Below are 2,558 nucleotides of genomic sequence, written 5' to 3'. Positions count from 1 at the left end.
CGGGGTGTTGGTTGTGCTGGCCGGCTGTCGGTGACGTCCGGCTCTGCGTCGCGGGGTGTAGTCGGGGATCAGGGGCTGGCGGCTCCTTTCCGGGCGCGGGTGGTGCGCAGCCGGTAGGAGCTGGTGCCGGTGTTGATGATGTGGGCGTTGAAGGTCAGCCGGTCCACGACGGCCGCGGCCAGGCGGGGGTCGGTGAACGTCGCGCCCCACTCGCTGAACGGGGCGTTGGTGGCGCAGGCGATCGAGGCGCGTTCCTCGCGTTCGGTGATGATCTGGAAGAGCAGCTCGGCCCCGCGGGCGTCGAGGTGGACGTAGCCCAGCTCGTCCAGGCAGAGCAGGTCCAGGCGCCCGTAGCGGCCCACCACCCGGGAGAGCTGCTTGGCGTCGGCGGCCTCGGCGAGCTCGTTGACCAGCGCGGCGGTGCTCACGTAGCGCACGCGTCGTCCTTGCTCGGCCGCGGCGGTACCCAGGCCGATGAGCAGGTGGGTTTTCCCGGTGCCGGAGTCCCCGAGCAGCACCAGGGGCTGACCGGCCTCGATCCAGGCCCCGGTCGCCAGGTGCGCCAGGGTGCCCGGGGGCAGGTCGGGGATCGCGGTGGTGTCGAACTCGTCCAGGCTCTTGGCCCGGGGGAACTTCGCTTCCTTCACCCGGCGGATCCGGCGGCGGGCCTCGCGGTCGTCGCACTCGGCGGTCAACACCTCGGCGAGGTACCCCTGGTGGGTCAGCCGCTCCCGGGCCGCGGCGGCCGCCAGTGGGGCGGCCTGGGTGCGGATCGTGGGCAGGAACAGGGCCCGGCAGGCGGTGTTGATCGCCGCCTGGGCGGCGGCCTCACTGACCCGGCTCACCGCCGGGGTGGGGGCCGGGGCGCCGGTGGTGTTCATGCTCCCACCCCGATGCCGGCCAGCTCGTCGTAAGCGCCCAGGGAGGGTGGCCGGCGGTGCTCCAGTGCCGCCGGTGGTGCGGTCACCGGCAGGACCACGGCCGGTGCCGGCTCGGCGGGTTGGCCGAGCCGGCGTGCTTCCACAGCCACCAAATCGGGGTCAAAGCGGCCCATCGCCACGGCCGCCTCGAGCCCGGCAACGATCCCGGCGGTGCCCAGGGTGCGGTGCAGCAGCAGCACCCCGATCAGCGCCCGGGTCCCCGCCCTGTCGCCCAGATCCGCCCTCGCGGCGTCCCAGAAGCGCTGATGGGCCGGCGTGAACACCCCGCTCCTGCGCGCCGTTGCCAGGGCGGTGGCCCCGGCCAGGGCCCCGGGCTTGCGGGTCAGCACCTCGAGGTAGTGGTCCAGCACGAGGTCCTCGGTGTACTTGTGCAGGGACCGGGTGTGGGTGGCCACGACCGTCCCGGCGGCGATCACCGTGATCGTGGTCGCCCCCAATCTCACTTGCAGGCGTCGTCCGGCGTAGCGGGCCGGCACCGAGTAGTAGGACTGGCGCACGCACACCCGCGCCCGGGCATCCACTCGGCACGACAGCGACTGGGCCGGATCGAAGACCTCGACCGGCAACGGCCGCAGCCCGGGCAGCTCCCGCGCCGCGGCGGCCCCGACGGTCTCGGCACGCCCGGTGATCCGCCGGTCGTCGTCAGCGGCGTCAGCGGCGGCCATGAACGGGTTGAGCTCGGCCAGGGTGGCCACCGCGGGCACCGGGACGAGGTGACGGCGGCGGAACCGGCCGACCTCGCCCTCGACCCCACCTTTCTCATGGGCTCCCTCCAGCCCGGGCAGGCAGAAGAAGCTGTCGAAGCCGTAGTGAGAGCGCAACGCGATGAAGCGCGGGTTCTCCACCCGCTCACGCCCCAGCACCACCCGCACCACCGCCGCAGTGAGGTTGTCATAGCGGATCATGCCCGCCGGCACCCCGCCCAACCGCTCGAAGGCGGCCACGTGTCCGTCCAGGAAGGACTCCTGGGCCTGATTGGCGTAGGCGATGTGCACGGCCTTGCCCGAGTGCGACAGGCGCAGGATGAACATCCACAGCTTCATCTGCACCCCGCCGATCACCGCGGCGAACTCCCCGAAGTCGACCTCGGCCTCCTGGGCCGGGGCGTGGGTCTGGGGCACCTTCACCTGCAGGCACTGATCGAAGAGCTCCCGGCGCAACTGGGCTACCAGGGCCCGAACGCTGGACTCGGCCACGACCACCCCTTCCTCCTCGACCAGGCGCTGGTACACCCGCCGGGCGGTGTGGCGCTGCTTGGGCGGCACCTGCTGGTCGGCGACCAACCACCGGCGCACCGTGGCCACGTGCGGCCCCAGCACCGGGGCCACCCGCTCAGGAACCTTCCGCGCCGGCGGCGTCGCATCGGCCAGCGCCTGACGCACCGTGCGCCGATGGACCCTGTGCTTCTCGGACAGAGCCCGGATCGAGAGGCCTTCATCACGGCGGTCTCGTCGGATACGTTCGAACTGCTCCACTCTCGACATCTCCTTCAACGCTTCTACCCCCGAAATCGCCTTGCCAGACGATTCGAACGGTAGAGCTGGTGGGTCGAGGGTGGGGCCCAATCAGAGCATCAAAACCGCTCCAGGTGGGGCCACTTCAGGCTGGCACACTCAC

Annotated in this window: 2 protein-coding genes; both read right to left on the bottom strand. The window is 71.9% G+C overall.

Going from position 1 to position 2,558, the window contains the following annotated elements; translation table 11 throughout:
• Positions 1 to 68: 68 nt before the first annotated feature.
• Positions 69 to 881 carry an IS21-like element helper ATPase IstB gene (gene istB / locus CRM73_RS18850; RefSeq protein ID WP_229588753.1) on the bottom strand — a complete coding sequence of 271 codons (813 nt, stop codon included), beginning with the start codon at positions 879 to 881 and terminating at the stop codon, positions 69 to 71.
• Entirely contained in the window at positions 878 to 2,425 is a 1,548-nt protein-coding gene (gene istA, locus CRM73_RS18845) for an IS21 family transposase (RefSeq protein WP_229588752.1), read from the bottom strand. Before istA ends, istB begins: the two co-directional genes overlap by 4 nt.
• Between the last annotated feature and the right edge of the window lie 133 nt (positions 2,426 to 2,558).

The organism is Kocuria sp. CCUG 69068 (genome assembly GCF_020833785.1).
Classification (GTDB): domain Bacteria; phylum Actinomycetota; class Actinomycetes; order Actinomycetales; family Micrococcaceae; genus Kocuria; species Kocuria rosea.
Note: the sequence above shows the minus strand (reverse complement) of the source record. Positions and strands in the feature narration are given on the sequence as shown.

Coding starts and splice junctions, on each gene's coding strand:
- istB (WP_229588753.1), bottom strand. CDS start 881: ATGAACACCACCGGCGCCCCGGCCCCCACCCCGGCGGTGAGCCGGGTC.
- istA (WP_229588752.1), bottom strand. CDS start 2,425: ATGTCGAGAGTGGAGCAGTTCGAACGTATCCGACGAGACCGCCGTGAT.